This is a genomic window from Methylophilus sp. OH31 (assembly GCF_000576615.1).
Classification (GTDB): Bacteria; Pseudomonadota; Gammaproteobacteria; order Burkholderiales; family Methylophilaceae; genus Methylophilus.
Genome location: NZ_BAUS01000002.1, coordinates 177,116 through 192,975 on the forward strand (window position 1 = coordinate 177,116; position 15,860 = coordinate 192,975).

Annotated in this window: 15 protein-coding genes; 12 read left to right on the forward strand and 3 right to left on the reverse strand. The window is 52.2% G+C overall.

The window, feature by feature from the left end; translation table 11 throughout:
• Positions 1–39: 39 nt before the first annotated feature.
• On the reverse strand, positions 40–1,449 hold the full coding sequence (locus tag OH31_RS02530) for a PLP-dependent aminotransferase family protein (protein WP_024929489.1): 1,410 nt from the start codon (positions 1,447–1,449) through the stop codon (positions 40–42).
• A 116-nt stretch (positions 1,450–1,565) separates the two neighbouring features.
• Here OH31_RS02530 and OH31_RS02535 point away from each other — a divergent pair, with 116 nt between their 5' ends.
• The 7 genes from OH31_RS02535 to OH31_RS02565 all read left to right on the forward strand — a co-directional run bounded on the left by OH31_RS02535 (position 1,566) and on the right by OH31_RS02565 (position 6,639).
• A complete protein-coding gene (locus tag OH31_RS02535; RefSeq protein WP_024929490.1) occupies positions 1,566–1,910 on the forward strand; it encodes a hypothetical protein in 345 nt (114 codons plus the stop codon).
• Positions 1,911–2,045: 135 nt separating this feature from the next.
• Positions 2,046–2,360, forward strand: a complete 315-nt coding sequence (gene rplU, locus OH31_RS02540; RefSeq protein ID WP_024929491.1) for a 50S ribosomal protein L21 — start codon at positions 2,046–2,048, stop codon at positions 2,358–2,360.
• A 47-nt stretch (positions 2,361–2,407) separates the two neighbouring features.
• Positions 2,408–2,665 (forward strand): 50S ribosomal protein L27, encoded by a 258-nt coding sequence (gene rpmA / locus OH31_RS02545; RefSeq protein ID WP_019881453.1) that lies wholly within the window; start codon positions 2,408–2,410, stop codon positions 2,663–2,665.
• A 118-nt stretch (positions 2,666–2,783) separates the two neighbouring features.
• On the forward strand, positions 2,784–3,836 hold the full coding sequence (gene cgtA, locus OH31_RS02550; protein WP_019881454.1) for an Obg family GTPase CgtA: 1,053 nt from the start codon (positions 2,784–2,786) through the stop codon (positions 3,834–3,836).
• Between the two features lie 5 nt (positions 3,837–3,841).
• Entirely contained in the window at positions 3,842–4,963 is a 1,122-nt protein-coding gene (proB, locus tag OH31_RS02555) for a glutamate 5-kinase (protein ID WP_024929492.1), read from the forward strand.
• A gap of 36 nt (positions 4,964–4,999) precedes the next feature.
• Entirely contained in the window at positions 5,000–5,494 is a 495-nt protein-coding gene (gene purE / locus OH31_RS02560; protein ID WP_024929493.1) for a 5-(carboxyamino)imidazole ribonucleotide mutase, read from the forward strand.
• Complete coding sequence (locus tag OH31_RS02565; protein WP_024929494.1) at positions 5,491–6,639, forward strand: 5-(carboxyamino)imidazole ribonucleotide synthase; 1,149 nt, start codon at positions 5,491–5,493, stop codon at positions 6,637–6,639. The genes purE and OH31_RS02565 overlap by 4 nt, the downstream gene beginning before the upstream one ends.
• A 127-nt stretch (positions 6,640–6,766) precedes the next feature.
• On the opposite strand, the gene rpsT is transcribed toward OH31_RS02565, so the two are convergent.
• Entirely contained in the window at positions 6,767–7,138 is a 372-nt protein-coding gene (gene rpsT / locus OH31_RS14330) for a 30S ribosomal protein S20 (protein ID WP_019881458.1), read from the reverse strand.
• Positions 7,139–7,345: 207 nt separating this feature from the next.
• Between rpsT and murJ the strand changes: the two genes are divergently transcribed.
• From murJ to OH31_RS02595, 5 genes are read left to right on the forward strand one after another with little or no spacing between them, the layout of a single operon-like run.
• A complete protein-coding gene (gene murJ, locus OH31_RS02575) occupies positions 7,346–8,890 on the forward strand; it encodes a murein biosynthesis integral membrane protein MurJ (protein WP_024929495.1) in 1,545 nt (514 codons plus the stop codon).
• A 16-nt stretch (positions 8,891–8,906) separates the two neighbouring features.
• Positions 8,907–9,800 (forward strand): bifunctional riboflavin kinase/FAD synthetase, encoded by an 894-nt coding sequence (locus OH31_RS02580; RefSeq protein ID WP_024929496.1) that lies wholly within the window; start codon positions 8,907–8,909, stop codon positions 9,798–9,800.
• Between the two features lie 52 nt (positions 9,801–9,852).
• Positions 9,853–12,711, forward strand: a complete 2,859-nt coding sequence (gene ileS, locus OH31_RS02585) for an isoleucine--tRNA ligase (RefSeq protein WP_024929497.1) — start codon at positions 9,853–9,855, stop codon at positions 12,709–12,711.
• Entirely contained in the window at positions 12,704–13,186 is a 483-nt protein-coding gene (lspA, locus tag OH31_RS02590; RefSeq protein WP_024929498.1) for a signal peptidase II, read from the forward strand. The genes ileS and lspA overlap by 8 nt, the downstream gene beginning before the upstream one ends.
• A gap of 14 nt (positions 13,187–13,200) precedes the next feature.
• On the forward strand, positions 13,201–13,518 hold the full coding sequence (locus tag OH31_RS02595; protein ID WP_024929499.1) for a DUF1905 domain-containing protein: 318 nt from the start codon (positions 13,201–13,203) through the stop codon (positions 13,516–13,518).
• Here the strand turns inward: OH31_RS02595 and OH31_RS02600 are convergent.
• The gene (locus tag OH31_RS02600) at positions 13,490–15,823 is read right to left on the reverse strand and encodes a bifunctional diguanylate cyclase/phosphodiesterase (protein WP_242402175.1); all 2,334 of its coding nucleotides are present in this window, start codon (positions 15,821–15,823) and stop codon (positions 13,490–13,492) included. The two genes, OH31_RS02595 and OH31_RS02600, sit on opposite strands and share 29 nt — an antisense overlap.
• Positions 15,824–15,860: the final 37 nt, after the last annotated feature.

A 15,860-nucleotide genomic window follows, 5' to 3' on the forward strand; every position in this document is an offset into this window, starting at 1 on the left:
TCAGTTTTTTGTTAAAAAACCATATCAGATGCGCGATGTTCATGCATGCTTGATCAGTTGCCCCAGGCGTTCAATGGCCTGCAAATGCACGTGATTAACGGTATGCCCGTAATTGAGCCGGATATAGCTGGCGTATTGCTGTTGTGACGAAAACATATGGCCGGGAGCGAGACTGATATTCTCGGCAATTGCTTGTTGAAACAGCTGCAAACTATTGCGTTGATCGGGCAACTGTAGCCATAAGAAATAGCCGCCTTGCGGCAAGGTAAAACGTACTTGTGGCGGCAGGTGCTGGTGGATGGCTTGCGAGAATTGTAATTGCTGTAACATGAGTTGGTGCCGCAGCTGGCGCAAGTGTTTGTCATAGCCGCCTTTGGCCAGGTAACTCGCTAATGCCAGTTGTGCCGGAATCGAGGTGGCCAGAGTGGTAGATATTTTTAAACGGGTGATTTTTTCGGCAAAGCGCCCGGCGGATACCCAGCCGACCCGGTAGCCCGGTGCCAGCGCTTTTGAAAAAGAGCTGCAATGCATCACCCAGCCTTCTTTGTCCCAGGTGTTGGCAGGTAGCGGACGCTGTTTGCCAAAATATAATTCGCGGTACACATCATCTTCTATCATGGGCAATTGATAGCGCGTGATCAACTCGACCAAGGCCTGCTTTTTTTGCTCCGGCATCAGGCTGCCGGTCGGGTTCTGAAAGTTGGTCATCAACCAGCAGGCTTGGGGTTGGTGCTGAATAATGGCGCGTTCCAATGCCGCCAGGTCTATGCCTTGCTCGGGGTGGCTGGGCACTTCAATTGCGCGCAAACCCATGCGCTCAATTGCCTGTAAAGCCGCATAAAAGCTGGGCGACTCGATAATCACGCTATCGCCAGGCTGTGTCACGGCGGCCAGGCAGAGGTTGAGTGCTTCCAGTGCGCCATTGGTAATCACAATGTCACTAAGGTCGGTGGGTTTGCCATCCAGTTGGTAGCGCAATGCAATCTGGCGCCGGAGGGCGATATCGCCCTGACCAATGTCACTGACCGTATCTTGCGGCTGCATACGGCGCACGGTGCTGGCCATATGGTCGGCCAGTTTTGACAGTGGGAATAGCAGCGGACTGGGAAAGGCTGAGCCAAACGGAATTTGCTGCGGGTCTTTGATGCGCTCCAGCAGGTTGAACACCAGGTCGCTGACTTGCAATGTGGTAGGCGTGCCTTCGTCGCTGGCGGTGTGCGGTAACAGGCGTTCGCTACGCAGCGGCCCGGCGACGTAATAGCCGGAGCGCGGCCGCGTCACAATCAGACCGCGAGCTTCCAGTAGATAGTAAGCCTGGAATACGGTAGATGCATTGACCTGTTTGCTGGTTTGGATCTGGCGGATAGAGGGCAGTTTGTCGCCGCGCTTGAGCAGGCTTTGCTGAATCGCGCTGGCGATTTCTTCGGCAATGATTTCGTATTTCTTCACAACTAGCCTTGCTGCCGCTAAGCACATAATCTGATATGGTTAATTTAATCTAAACTGCCGCTGTTCGGCAATGCCTGGCCGCGATAAGCTGCTATCTTTTGTGAAAAAGGCTAGGCATGCATATCTCTGAATTGCTGATGTCGGCAGTGAAAAGCGTGGCGCAACAGAATAAAAAACACTATGCATTAACCATGCACGACGGGCAGGCGCTGCAGCTAAAGGTCGCAGATATGTTTAACGTGCACTTGTTGCAGCAGGATCATCCGCTGGTCTGTGTGCATTTTCAACCGCTGAGCTCATTGAATAATATTGAAATGCAGCCAATTTACCGCGTGGCTTCGCTACGCACGGCGACGGGCGAGGATACCCAACTCTCTGCCGAATTACTGGAGTGCGTGTTTGCAGTGTATCGTTATTACACCAATGGCAGTATCCGGCCCTGGCGAAACGCTGTAAAATAGTGAGTTGGACGGCAAATCTGGCCGTCAATCCAGTGGACTGGACAGCCGTGAAAAACATGCGCAAATATATTTGCATTCTGCAATAAATTGCGTATAATTGCGGGTTCTTTAAAAGGCGACGTTTAAGGCATCATTATGTACGCAGTGATTAAAACAGGTGGCAAACAGTACAAAGTAGCCGCTGGTGACAAATTAAAAGTAGAAAAATTGGTTGGTGACGTTGGTTCTACTGTTGTAATCGACAAAGTGTTGTTGATTGCTGATGGTGAAACAACTACAGTTGGTGCACCTTTGGTAGCTGGTGCGAAAGTGAACGCCACTGTGGTATCACACGGTCGCGGTGACAAGGTGATGATTTTCAAAATGCGTCGTCGTAAGCACTATCGCAAGACTCAAGGTCATCGTCAGAGCTATACAGAAATTCAAATCGACACTATTTCAGCAAAATAAGCACGTTCTGCTTGAGTAGAGCAGATTGCTAGAATAAGGAATCAAACATGGCACACAAAAAAGCAGGCGGTAGTTCACGTAACGGCCGCGACTCACAAGCCAAGCGCCTGGGCGTGAAAGCTTTCGGTGAAACAGTAGTTAACGCTGGCAGCATCATCGTTCGCCAACGTGGTACTAGAATGCACGCTGGCGAAAACGTTGGCATGGGTAAAGACCACACGCTGTATGCACTGGTAGAAGGCAAAGTTAAATTTGCAATCAAAGGCGCCTTGAAGCGTCATACCGTGAGCATCGAAGCGGTTTAATCAAAGTATTATGTAAAAAGCCCTGTCGCTTGACGGGGCTTTTTACTTTATAGTTCGCAGATTGCATGCAGCCTTGTTCACCATGACGCAGCCATGCGCTTAAAAGGCAAATTGAATCATGAAGTTTATTGACGAAGCTACTATCAAAGTTTACGCCGGTGACGGTGGTAACGGCGTTGCCACGTTCCGCCGCGAAAAGTATGAGCCTATGGGCGGCCCCAACGGTGGTGATGGTGGTCGCGGCGGCTCTATTTTCGTGGTGGCCGATCGTAATATCAATACGCTGGTGGATTACCGCTATACGCGTACCTTTAAAGCCGAGCGCGGTGAAAACGGCAGCGGTTCCGATTGCTACGGTAAAGGTGGCGATGACATGATCCTGCGCGTGCCCGTCGGCACCACTATTAGTGACAAAGCCACCGGACAGATGATGGTGGACTTGAGTGCGGATGGCCAAAAAGTGATGATGGCCAAAGGTGGCAATGGCGGCCTGGGTAATATCCATTTTAAAACCAGTACCAACCGTTCCCCGCGTCAATGTACCAAGGGTGATCCAGGTGAGGCGTTCGAGCTGTATCTGGAGTTGAAAGTTTTGGCGGACGTCGGCTTGCTCGGCATGCCTAACGCCGGTAAATCTACCTTTATCCGCTCAGTGTCTGCGGCTAAACCAAAGGTGGCCGATTATCCGTTTACCACGCTGCATCCCAACCTGGGGGTGGTGCGTGTCGACAGCAATCGTAGCTTCGTGATTGCTGATGTGCCTGGTTTGATCGAGGGCGCCGCTGAAGGTGCTGGCCTGGGCCATCAGTTCTTGCGCCATTTGCAGCGTACCTCTTTGCTGCTGCATTTGGTTGACCTGGCGCCGTTTGATGATGCGGTTGATCCGGTACAGGAGGCCAAAGCCATCGTGAATGAACTGAAAAAATACGACCAGGAACTTTTCGATAAACCGCGCTGGCTGGTATTGAACAAGATTGATATGTTGGAAGACAGCGCACAGAAAGTGGCTGATTTTGTGAAAGCCTATGGCTGGAAGGGCCCGGTATTCCCGATTTCTGCGATTAGTGGTATCGGTTGCCAGACGCTGACTTACGCTATCATGGACCATATTGAACAAGCGCGTGCACAACGCGAATTAGAAGAAGCGCAACCTCAGCCCGCGGCAGAATAAGTTTTATGAGTGTCTCTCTCATACAAGACAGTAAAACCCTGATTGTGAAGGTGGGTTCCAGCCTGGTCACCAATAATGGCCAGGGCTTGGATAAAACTGCCATTGCCGCCTGGGCAGAGCAAATCAGTGCGCTGGTCAAGCAGGGCAAGCAAGTGGTGCTGGTTTCCAGTGGTGCAGTCGCCGAAGGCATGCAGCGCCTCGGTTGGAAAAAGCGCCCGGTAGAAGTGAATGAATTGCAAGCCGCTGCCGCCGTTGGCCAGATGGGCCTGGTGCAGATGTATGAGCAGTGCTTCTCGCAGCACGGCTTGCACACTGCGCAATTGCTGCTGACGCATGAAGACCTGGCAGACCGTAAGCGCTACTTGAATGCGCGGACGACGCTGCGTACGCTGCTCGATTTAAACGTGATTCCTATCATCAACGAAAATGACACGGTGGTGACCGAAGAGATCCGCTTTGGGGATAACGATACCTTGGGTGCGCTGGTAGCAAACCTGATCGAAGCCGATGCGCTGATTATCCTCACTGACCAGCAAGGCCTGTATTCGGCGGATCCGCGCAAAGACCCTGCTGCGGTATTTATCAATTTTGAAACTGCTGGTAACCCGGCGCTGGAAAGCATGGCTGGCGGTGCTGGTAGTGCGGTGGGCACGGGTGGCATGCTGACCAAAATTCTGGCGGCCAAGCGCGCGGCCAGTAGTGGTGCGCACACCGTGATTGCGTCTGGCCGTGAGCCGCAGGTGCTGATGCGTTTAAGCCAGGGTGAAGCTATCGGTACGCATTTAAAAGCGGGCAAAATGAAAACGCTGGCCAAGAAACAATGGTTGGCCGATCATTTGCGCGTGGGCGGAAAGTTGGTGCTGGATGATGGTGCTGTCAATGTGCTGAGCAAAGATGGCAAGAGTTTGCTGCCGATTGGTGTGGTGGATGTATTGGGCCAGTTTGAGCGTGGCGATGTGGTTGCCTGTGTCGATGCACAAGGGAAAGAGTGGGCGCGTGGCATTGTCAATTACAATGCCAATGAAGTGCGCAGAATTAAGCGTAAACCCAGTAACGAGATTGAAAGTGTGCTGGGTTATGTGGAAGAAAAAGAGTTGATACACAGAGATAATCTGGTATTGGTTTAATTGCCAACAAGACGAAGAGAGTGACAAGGCAGCGTGATGAGTAAACCTTTGGTAGCCATTATTATGGGGTCGGACAGTGACTGGCCAGTGATGAAAAATGCCGCGCAAATGCTGGCAGATTTTGGGGTGGCTTATGAAGCGCGCGTCGTATCTGCGCATCGCACACCAGATCTGATGTTCCAGTTTGCCGAGTCAGCTGCAAGTAATGGTTTTCAGGTGATTATCGCCGGTGCTGGTGGTGCTGCGCACTTGCCAGGCATGGTGGCGGCGAAAACCACCTTGCCGGTATTGGGCGTGCCTGTGCCTTCCAAACATCTGCAAGGGCAAGATTCATTGCTGTCTATCGTACAAATGCCTAAAGGGATTCCGGTGGCTACGTTTGCGATTGGTGACGCAGGGGCTGCCAATGCCGGGTTGTTTGCCGTGGCCGTGCTAGCGAACCAGGATGCTGGTTTGGCTGAGAGGTTGGCGACTTTCCGCAAAAAACAAGCCGAAAAAGTCCATGCAATGGTGTTGAGCGAACAACCATGACATCATCCGTGATTCAACCTTCTGCCATGTTGGGGATGTTGGGCGGCGGCCAGCTAGGTCGTTTCTTTGTCATTGCTGCGCATGAAATGGGCTACAAAGTCACGGTGCTGGACCCGGACAAAAATAGCCCGGCAGGCATGATTGCTGATGTGCATTTGTGTGCGGCATACGACGATGCAGCGGCTTTGAAAACCATGGCTGACACCTGCCAGGCGATTTCGACTGAATTTGAAAATGTGCCCGCTGAAACGCTGGCGACCTTGGCAAAATCAACCATCGTTCATCCAAGCGCAGATGCCGTAGCGATTGCGCAGCACCGTATCAAAGAGAAAACCTTCTTTAAAGATTCTGGCTTGCCGATAGGTCCGTTTGTGCCGGTGACGGCTGAAAGCGATTTGCCGCAAGATGGTGATATGTATCCGGCGGTGCTTAAGGTAGCGCGCTTTGGTTACGATGGCAAAGGTCAGGCACGTGTCGCCAACCGCGAACAAGCCGTAGCCGCTTTCCAGGGTTTTAAGCAGGAAACCTGCGTGCTGGAAAAAATGTTACCGCTGGACCTGGAAGTGTCCGTGGTGCTGGCGCGCGATGTGCATGGCAATATTGCTGCATTCCCCACTGCTGAAAATAGCCATTTGAACGGTATTCTTGATATCAGCATTGCTCCGGCGCGCTGCTCCGAAGTGATTAAAGCCAATGCGCAAGAATTGGCGAAAAAACTGGCCAATAGCCTGAATTATGTTGGTGTATTGGGCGTGGAGTTTTTTGTGGTCGGCAACCAGTTGCTGGTCAATGAAATTGCACCGCGTCCGCATAACTCTGGTCATTACACGCTGGATGCTTGTGTGACCAACCAGTTTGAACAGCAGGTGCGTGTGATTACCGGCCAGGCATTGGGCAGCCCGCATTTGCACAGCAATGCAGTCATGGTGAATATTCTGGGGGATAGCTGGCTGTATAGCGGCAAGCAGGTTGAGCCTGCGTGGGATAAAGCCTTTGCGCATGGCAACCTCAAGATGCACTTGTACGGCAAGCATGAGCCGCGCAAGGCCCGCAAAATGGGGCATTTCACCGTGATTGGTGAGGATGCGCAAGCTGTGCTCAATGCCGCTAAAGTGGCGCGCAGTGAATTGCATATTGGTGAGTAACTCACACTGTTAAAAAAGCCCGGCATGTCCGGGCTTTTTTGTGTCTGGTTTTTGCTGCGTGGCGGATGTTAGGTAATAAAAAAGCCGGACATCCGTCCGGCTCTTTTAGTATGCACCCCTACTGAAATTATTCAGCAGCTTTTTTCGCGCGAGGCTTGGCAGCTTTTTTAGCTGGTGCCGCTTCGGCTTTAGGTGCAGCTGCTTTTTTCACAGAAGCCAAAGTCGCAGGTGTGTCACCGGACAATGCTTTGATCGCAGCAGTCAAACGGCTCTTATGACGAGCAGCTTTGTTTTTGTGGATGATTTTTTTGTCAGCGATGCGGTCGATCACGCTTACGTTTTCTTGGTAAGAAGCGACTGCAGCAGCTTTATCACCAGTTTGAATCGCTTTGATTACTTTTTTGATCGCAGTACGCAAAGTAGAACGCAACGCAGCATTGTGCGCGTTTACTTTGACGGATTGGCGCGCGCGTTTGCGAGCTTGTGCGGTATTTGCCATATTCGTTTTATCCTGTAACTTTCAAAAGGGGTGTGATACGAAACCGTGCATCATACTGTTTTTGCTTTGTTTTTGCAAGATTAAAAACGCATTTAGTCGATTGATTGTTGCTGCATGGTAAAATCGGCCAACTTTTCAATCTGCCGGTAGTCCGCTGCTAGCGATAAGCTGCCAAAAATAGACTAAGGCGCGTATTTTCCATCATTTATGAATTTGCTCAAAGCTCTGGCCACTGTGGGTGGCATGACGTTTATTTCGCGCCTGCTCGGCTTTGTACGTGACACGCTGATCGCCCGTATTTTTGGCGCTGGCATGGCCACCGATGCTTTTTTTGTGGCGTTTAAAATCCCTAACCTGTTACGCCGCATTTCTGGCGAAGGCGCGTTTAGCCAGGCCTTTGTGCCTATCCTTTCCGAGTATCGCAAGCAGCGTACGCCAGAAGCGACCAAGGCCTTGATTAACCATGTGGCCAGTTTGCTTGGCCTGTTTCTGGTGGCGATTACTATTGTCGGCATGTTGGCGGCACCGCTGATTGTGCGCCTGACCTCGCCGGGCTTTGTGCATGACCCGGCCAAGTTTGCGCTGACCACTGAGCTGTTGCGCATCACCTTTCCTTATATCCTGTTTATTTCACTGGTATCGATGGCAGGCGGGGTGCTCAATGCCTTTAGCAAGTTCCAGGTGCCTGCCTTTACGCCGGTCTGGCTCAATTTGAGCTTTATCACGGCGGCGATTTTTATTGCGCCGCATTTCCACAACTCCGTCTACGTGCTGGCTTGGGCGGTGTTTGTGGGCGGTATTATCCAGTTGCTGTATCAGTTGCCTTACCTGCAAGAGATAGGCATGTTGCCGCGCTATGCACTTAACTTTGAAGACGAAGGTGTGCGCCGCATTCTCAAGTTGATGGGGCCGGCTATTTTTGGTGTGTCTGTGGCGCAGATTTCCATCGTGCTGAATAATATTTTTGCTTCATTTATGCCAACCGGTAGCGTGTCCTGGTTATATTACGCTGATCGCCTGATGGAGTTCCCGACCGGCGTACTCGGCGTGGCATTAGGCACGATCTTGCTGCCGAGTTTATCCAAGGCGCACGTCGATAAATCCAGCGCCGAGTTTTCATTGTTGCTGGACTGGGGCTTACGCCTGACCTTTATGCTGGCCATTCCGGCGGCAGTGGCGATGGCCGTACTTTCCAAGCCTTTGGTTGCTAGCCTGTTTTATTACGGTAAATTCACCGCTATCGACGTGCTGCAAACCGAGCGCGCACTCATTGCCTATAGCCTCAGCCTGTTGGGCCTGATTATGGTCAAGGTGCTTGCACCGGGGTTTTATGCGCGCCAGAACGTGAAAACGCCGGTTAAGATCGCCATCTTTACCTTGGTTGTGACGCAAATCATGAACGTGGCTTTCTTGCAGTTGACGCCTTTGCAGCATGCCGGATTGGCGCTGTCTGTTGGCCTTGGTGCTTGCCTCAATGCGACCTTGCTATGGGTTACTTTGCAGAAAACGGGTGCTTATCAGCCGCAGCCTGGCTGGCTATTATTCCTGCTTAAACTGCTGATTGCGGTGACGGTGATGGCGCTGGTGTTACATGCGGCGGCGACCTGGTCCGGCGATTGGCTGGCCATGGCGACATTAACGCGTATGTCGCATCTGGCGGGTATCGTGGTGCTGGGCATGAGTGTGTACTTCGCCGCACTCGGCTTGCTCGGTTTCAGGCCAAGAGACTTTATGAAACGGGTGGCTAAATGAAACGGATGACTAGGTAATGCAGATATTTCGCCATATTCCAGCTGCGTCCTCGCCGCAAGCGATTGCCATCGGTAATTTTGATGGCATGCATTTGGGGCACCAGGCTTTGTTGCGCCAACTGGTCGCTTATGCACACACCTACAAAATCACACCCGCAGTGATGACTTTTGAACCGCATCCGCGTGAGTTCTTCATGCCACAAAAGGCGCCTGCCCGTTTGGCGTCGATGCGCGAAAAACTGGAGTATTTTGCCGAATGCGGCGTGCAGCATGTGTATGTGCAGCGCTTCAATCAGGCATTTGCAGCACAAAGCCCGGCCACGTTCATGCAGGTGTTGCGTCAGCAACTGAATGCCAATGTGGTCATGGTCGGCGAAGATTTCTGCTTTGGTGCCAAGCGCGCAGGCACGGTACAAACGCTGATTGAACATGGCTTCAACGTGATTCCGCTGCCTGAAGTGCAATTGCATGGCGAACGCGTTTCCAGCACCCTGGTGCGTAATGCGCTGGCGGCAGGCGAATTGGTCAAGGCGCATACTTTGCTTGATCGCCCATACAGCATTAGTGGCAAGGTGGTGCATGGAGCCAAGCTCGGGCGCCAGTTGGGTTGCCCGACAGCCAATGTACATATGCGCCACGAACGGCCTGCACTGACCGGGGTTTATGCGGTAAAATTGAACAATTTACCGGCGGTTGCCAATTTGGGTAACCGGCCGACCCTGGAAGGCATCCCCAAACTCAAGCTTGAAGTGCATGTGTTTGATTTTAATGGTGATCTTTACGATCAGCATGTGCATGTGCAGTTTTTTCATAAACTGCGCGACGAACAAAAGTTTGCCGGGCTGGATGCATTGAAGGCGCAAATTGCGCTGGATGCCTTGCAGGCAAAACAATATTTTAGCCACGGATAAGCGCTGAACATCGATCAGCCATCAATCTGTGGCTGATTTTTTGGATATTTAAATGACTGACCAAACCAAAGATTCAAAATATAAACTGAATTTACCTGAAACCAGTTTTCCCATGCGCGGTGATTTGTCCAAGCGCGAACCCGCCTGGTTAAAAAGCTGGCAAGAGCGCAGGGTGTATGAGCGCGTCCGTGCCAAACGTAAAGGCGCGCCAGCCTTTATTCTGCATGATGGCCCGCCGTACGCCAACGGTGATATTCACATTGGTCACGCAGTCAATAAAATCCTCAAGGACATCATTATCAAGGCCAAAACCATGGGTGGTTTTGACGCGCCTTATGTGCCGGGCTGGGATTGCCACGGCCTGCCGATTGAGCTGGTGGTAGAGAAAAACCACGGCAAGAATATCGCCCCGGCCAAGTTCCGCGAACTGTGCCGCGCCTATGCCGCCGAGCAGGTGGAGAAGCAGAAAAAAGACTTTATCCGCCTGGGCGTATTGGGTGACTGGGATCATCCTTACCTGACCATGGCATTTAACACCGAGGCCGATATCATGCGCGCCCTGGGTGATATCTACCAGAATGGATATCTGTATCAAGGCTCCAAGCCGGTGCACTGGTGTGTAGACTGCGGCTCTGCCCTGGCTGAAGCCGAGGTGGAATACGAAGATGTCAATTCGCCTGCGATTGATGTCGGTTTCAAGGTGGTGGATAACGCTGCATTGAGCAAAGCATTTGCTACGGCCGTGAATGGTGATGCTTATGCCGTGATTTGGACCACGACTCCATGGACGCTACCTGCTAACCAGGCGGTAAGCGTGAATGCCGAGCTTGATTATGACCTGATTCAAACCAGCAAAGGCTTGCTGATCCTGGTGCGTGAGTTGGCAGAAAAAACCTTGGCCAGATATACCGAAGAAAATACTTCTGTCATCGCCAGTTGCAAGGGCGACGCTTTGCGCGGCTTGTTGTTGCAACATCCGTTCGATCACCGCCAGGTGCCTGTGATCACTGGCGACCACGTGACTACCGATGCCGGTACCGGCCTGGTGCATACCGCTGCCGCGCACGGTAACGATGACTGGCTGGTGATGCGCGCCAATTTCCCTAATGAAAAACCGCGCGTACTCATTGGTGGTGATGGCAAATTCTTTAGTAGCGAGTTGGTTGAATTTGTAGAAATCCGCGGCCTGAGTCGCCAGGATGCTAACAAGATCATCCTGGCCAAGTTGCAGGAAAATGGCGTGTTGTTGGCCTCTGCGCGTTTGAACCACAGCTTCCCGCATTGCTGGCGTCATAAAACGCCGCTTATGCAATTGGCGACGCACCAGTGGTTTATCGGCATGAACGCTGTCGGCCCAGATGGCAAAGCCTTGCGTGAGCATGCAAATACAGCAGTCGACGCGACGCAGTTCTTCCCGAGCTGGGGCCGTGCACGCCTGGAAGCCATGATCAAGAACCGCCCGGACTGGTGCGTGTCACGTCAGCGTAACTGGGGCGTGCCGATGCCGTTTTTTGTGCATAAAGAAACCGGTGAGCCACACCCTGACACTGCGCAATTGCTGGAAACCGTGTGCAAACAAGTGGAGCAACAGGGCATCGAAGCCTGGTTTAGCTTAGACGGTGCTGCTTTCCTGGCACAACACGCACCGGCGAATGCCGAGCAGTATAAAAAAGTGACTGACACGCTGGACGTCTGGTTTGACTCTGGTGCGACACACTATGCCGTGGTGCGCTCGGAGCAGCATCCTACTTTGTCTGCTACCGCCAAACTGCGTGAGGCTGAGCACCAGCCAGTGGCTGACTTGTACCTCGAAGGCTCGGATCAGCACCGTGGCTGGTTCCAGTCCAGTTTATTGACCGGTTGCGCGATTGACGGCAACGCGCCATACAAAGCCTTGCTGACGCATGGTTTTGTGGTCGATGGCGCGGGCCATAAAATGAGTAAATCCAAAGGTAACGTCGTCGCGCCACAAAAGGTGATGGATACCTATGGCGCGGATATTCTGCGTCTGTGGGTGGCTTCGACCGATTATTCCGGCGAGCTGACCATCAGTGACGAAATCCTGAAACGGGTGGCCGATGGCTATCGTCGTATCCGTAATACCTTGCGTTTCCTGCTCTCAAACCTGGCTGATTTTGATGCCAGCAAAGACCTGCTGCCCGTCGATCAATGGCTGGAAATTGACCGCTATGCGCTGCACCTGACGCAGCAATTGCAAAACGGTATCCTGGCTGATTACGATAAATACGAATTCCACTTGGCGGTGCAAAAGTTCGTTGGTTTCTGCTCTGAAGATTTAGGTGGTTTCTACCTCGATATCCTCAAAGATCGCCTGTATACCAGCGGTGAAGCTTCACATGCACGCCGTGCGGCACAAAGCGCCTTGCATCACATCACACATGCCATGATGCGCCTGATGGCGCCGATTTTGAGTTTCACGGCCGATGAAATCTGGCAGACACTTGGTCTGGATAGCGTAGCGACTGTGTTTGAAGAGGACTGGTATGGCTTGCCGGAGTGTGGTTTGAGCGACAGCCAACTGCAACATTGGCAAACCGTGATTGCCTTGCGCGCGCAAGCCGCCAAAGAAATCGAGGTGTTGCGTGGTGAGGGCAAAGTCGGCTCTTCATTGCAAGCGGAGCTGGAGTTTCATGTCGCCCCTGAAGCATTCGACGCATTGAGCAGTCTGCAAGATGATTTGCGGTTTGTCATGATCACCTCCAGCGCGATTACTTATAAAGTGGCCGATGCAACTGCGCAGAAAATCCTGGTCAAACCTAGTACACACCAGAAATGTGACCGCTGCTGGCATTACCGTGCCGATGTCGGTAGTGATGCGGCGCATCCGACCATTTGTGGCCGTTGCGTAAGCAACCTGTTTGGCAGTGGTGAAGTACGCAAATATGCCTAAATTACGTTCTGCCTTGCCCTGGCTGGTGTTGAGTGTCATCGTGATTGCACTTGATCTTTACACCAAACACCTGGTTCAGCAGGCCTTTGTGTATGGTGAGCATATGCCAGTGACCGGTTTTTTTGACCTGGTGCGTTACCACAACACTGGCGCGGCCTTCAGCTTTCTGGCCAATGCTGGTGGCTGGCAGCATGGCTTTTTTACCGCGGTTTCTACGCTGGCCTCTGCAGTGATGGTGTATTTGTTGGCCAAGCATCCGCAGAAAAAGCTGTTTTGCTTTGGCTTGGCGCTGGTATTGGGTGGTGCCTTGGGTAATTTGTATGACCGTTTAACGCTGGGCTATGTCGTCGATTTTCTGTTGTTCTATTATCAGCAATGGGCCTGGCCGGCTTTTAATGTCGCCGATAGCGCTATCTGCGTCGGGGTGGGCCTGTTGATGCTGGATAGTTTTAAACAGCCGAACACATCGTTGTAGCTAGAAGCGAGGCCATGATGGATGGGCTGCAATATACCTTTAGCGATATCATCAAACAGTGGTTAGGCAGTAAAAGTACCTGGCACTATGTCAGCTTACCGACGGCCATGTCAGATGAAATTCACACGCTGAGTCAATATCACCAGACCAAGCGCCGTGGCTGGGGTGCGGTGAAAGTGGAGGTGAGTATGGGTGACCAGCAGTGGCAAACCTCCATATTTCCGGCGTTTGAAGGTAAGCGTTATGCACTGTTTTTAAAGGCAGATGTACGTAAGCAGCTGGCTGTGACGGTAGGCAGCGAAGTTAGCGTGTCATTAACAGTTCTGTTTTAGACATCAACCCGCCGCCTGGCTGGCTGGCGGTCAATAGTTTGTGTATGTCCTCTATAGGCATCGGTCTGCCCAGCAAAAATCCCTGAATGCAGTCGCAGCCGGTGTCTCGTAAAAAGTCGAGTTGGGCCTGGGTTTCTATGCCTTCAACCACCACCGAAATTCCCAGGATGCCTGCTGTTTTCACAATGGTGCTGACAATCTCACTGTCAGCAGTGCTGTCTGGCACATCGACCATAAACGCACGGTCTATCTTCAGTTCATCAATCGGCAAGTGCTTGAGTTTAAACAGCGATGAGTTGCCGACGCCAAAATCATCCAGTGACACACGCACGCCGAGTTCTTTGAGTTGCTTAAGGATTTCCAAGGCCTGTTCCTCGTGTTCAAAGACGGCACTTTCGGTGATTTCCAGAGTAATGAGCGCAGGTGGAATGGCATATTGTTGCAGGAGTTGGCCAATGCGCAAGGGCAGGCTGTGGTCGCGGAACTGGCGTGGTGAAATATTGATGGATAAGCCGACGGTTTGACCGCTTTGCTGCATCAATACGGATAAATGACGAAAAGCCTCGCTGATGACCCATTCACCAATATGCAAAATCAGCCCGGATTGCTCGGCATAAGGGATAAACTCGGCCGGGGAAATGATATCGCCTTTGTTGTTTCGCCAGCGGATCAGGGCTTCAATATTAGCGATGCGCGGTTGCGCCTGTTGGTTCAGGTTGAAGATAGGCTGAAACTGTAAAAAGAACTCCTGTTTTTTAATCGCTTTGCGTAGTTGCACATCCAGCCGGAAACGGTTTTGCGCCAGTTTGGTTTGTTCTTTGCAATAAAACAAAAACAGGTGCTGGGTTGAGCGTTTAGCGTGGGCAAGAGCGGTATTGGCATTACGCGCAAGCTGGTCTGCATTGTTGGCATCGCGCGGATAAATACTGATACCAATGCAGGCGTCGAGAATTAATTCATGGCCTTCTGCCAATACGGGTTTGTGCACGATTTTGCATAAGTTGTGCGCCAGGTGCACGAGCTCGGCGTCGGTTTTGTGGCGCGTGACGATTAGCGCAAATTTGTCACCATGCACACGACCGAGTTCACCGCAGTCATTGGTGATGTATTGCAGGCGCTGGGCAACTTCGAGCAGAAACAGGTCGCCGGTGCGGTGGCCAAAGCTGTCATTAATACTTTGAAAGTGCTTTAAATCAACCATCAGCAGGGCCACCATGCCGCTGTCGTTAGCGGCGTTAATGATGGCATGTTCGAGCAGGTTGAGCATGGCCAGCCGGTTGGGCAGGCGCGTGAGCGGGTCACTGCGCGATAGTTGCAGGTACTCCATCTCTTTTTCGGCCAGGCGTTTTTCGGCGCGCAGCAGTTTCTCACTTTCGCGCAATAAAATGCTTTGCCTGACGGCGGAGAAAATCAGTATCGATGTCACCGAGCCGATCGCAATATGGTAAGCATACGGGTGCGGGCCGCTTTGCCACCAGATCAGCAGCAGGGTGCTGATACTGAATACCACGGCAATCACCGGAATCCAGCTGCGCAAGCGGCGGCATTGGCGATGGAATGCGGTTTTTTTGGCGATGCGCACTTGCCAGCCGTAAAGCCCGCTGCCGATCAGCAGGTCGGCGACGGAGAAGCCATAGTTAATCCAGAGGCTGGTTTGCGGGCTGTGATTGAGTGCATTCAGGTTCCATTGCATCCAGCATATGCCTAGCAGGGCGAGCCCGGCACTGAGTAGCAGCCAGGGCATCATCCAAGCCGGTCTTAAATAAGGAATGAGTAGCAGCGAAACCAGAGCGGCGCTGAGCATGCTGGCCGGGTAGGCGGTGAGCACTGCCAGTTGTAGCAGGCTGACATCTGCCGACTGTGGTAAATAAGAAATCAGCACATAGCCGAGGATGGCAATGCTGAATGAAGCGGCGTCGATGGTGAATGCCCAGGTTTTTGAGCGCGAGAGCTGGCTGCGCAGGGCGGTGATAAAGCCAATGATGAGGCAGGGGCCCAATAATGGGTAAAAAATATCCGATTGTGCCGGGAAGGCGGTTTTATGCGTCAGGACTTGAAATATCCATAATACGCCGCCGATAAAGTAGGCGATGGCACCAATGACAAACCAGCGTTTACAGGCGCGATGTGCGGGGTTGGCGCGGAAATAACCCAGGAGGGCAAGCATGAGGCAGGCACTGATGGTCGACATCCAGTGGACGTTGTCCAGCCATAGCGCTGTTTTAGGCGTCGCGTTGAAGGAGGCCAGCAAGCAGGTCAGTAAAACGGATACAGCAACAACAATAACTTTACGCGAAAGTGTCATGCAGCCCCCTTGTTTTTTGTCAATTCTAACAAGGGGT

Bases quoted from the DNA above. Each gene is read 5' to 3' on its own strand.
- OH31_RS02535 (WP_024929490.1), top strand. From the start codon at position 1,566: ATGCATATCTCTGAATTGCTGATGTCGGCAGTGAAAAGCGTGGCGCAA.
- rplU (WP_024929491.1), top strand. From the start codon at position 2,046: ATGTACGCAGTGATTAAAACAGGTGGCAAACAGTACAAAGTAGCCGCT.
- rpmA (WP_019881453.1), top strand. From the start codon at position 2,408: ATGGCACACAAAAAAGCAGGCGGTAGTTCACGTAACGGCCGCGACTCA.
- cgtA (WP_019881454.1), top strand. From the start codon at position 2,784: ATGAAGTTTATTGACGAAGCTACTATCAAAGTTTACGCCGGTGACGGT.
- proB (WP_024929492.1), top strand. From the start codon at position 3,842: ATGAGTGTCTCTCTCATACAAGACAGTAAAACCCTGATTGTGAAGGTG.
- purE (WP_024929493.1), top strand. From the start codon at position 5,000: ATGAGTAAACCTTTGGTAGCCATTATTATGGGGTCGGACAGTGACTGG.
- OH31_RS02565 (WP_024929494.1), top strand. From the start codon at position 5,491: ATGACATCATCCGTGATTCAACCTTCTGCCATGTTGGGGATGTTGGGC.
- rpsT (WP_019881458.1), bottom strand. From the start codon at position 7,138: ATGGCAAATACCGCACAAGCTCGCAAACGCGCGCGCCAATCCGTCAAA.
- murJ (WP_024929495.1), top strand. From the start codon at position 7,346: ATGAATTTGCTCAAAGCTCTGGCCACTGTGGGTGGCATGACGTTTATT.
- OH31_RS02580 (WP_024929496.1), top strand. From the start codon at position 8,907: ATGCAGATATTTCGCCATATTCCAGCTGCGTCCTCGCCGCAAGCGATT.
- ileS (WP_024929497.1), top strand. From the start codon at position 9,853: ATGACTGACCAAACCAAAGATTCAAAATATAAACTGAATTTACCTGAA.
- lspA (WP_024929498.1), top strand. From the start codon at position 12,704: ATGCCTAAATTACGTTCTGCCTTGCCCTGGCTGGTGTTGAGTGTCATC.
- OH31_RS02595 (WP_024929499.1), top strand. From the start codon at position 13,201: ATGATGGATGGGCTGCAATATACCTTTAGCGATATCATCAAACAGTGG.
- OH31_RS02600 (WP_242402175.1), bottom strand. From the start codon at position 15,823: ATGACACTTTCGCGTAAAGTTATTGTTGTTGCTGTATCCGTTTTACTG.